Below are 260 nucleotides of genomic sequence, written 5' to 3'. Positions count from 1 at the left end.
ACACGACGATCAAGGCGAAGAGGGTCACTCCGACCGCGGAGCCGTAGCCGAACTTGAAATCACCGAATCCTTGCTCGTACATTAACAGGCTGAGGGTCTGGAACTGGCGACCGGCACCGCCGGTGAGCCCAGGGGAGGAGAGCAGCAGCGGTTCCGTGAAGATCTTGAACACGCTCTCGCAGGTCGAGAACGGTGAAGAGCCCGCGGCGGATGCGTGGCCTAACGCAATGAAGAACGTCAAGACTGCCCTCGGCGGCTAG

At 61.2% G+C, this 260-nt stretch carries 1 protein-coding gene; it reads right to left on the bottom strand.

Annotated elements, in window-relative coordinates:
* The coding region (locus ACM615_RS24115) for a hypothetical protein (protein ID WP_431012665.1) at positions 1-241 on the bottom strand (241 nt) is incomplete at its 3' end.
* Between the last annotated feature and the right edge of the window lie 19 nt (positions 242-260).

Origin of the sequence: Rahnella sp. PAMC25617 (assembly GCF_050606005.1) — a bacterium.
GTDB classification, from domain to species: Bacteria; Pseudomonadota; Gammaproteobacteria; order Enterobacterales; family Enterobacteriaceae; genus Rahnella; species Rahnella variigena.
This window is presented reverse-complemented; position numbering and strand designations above follow the sequence as displayed.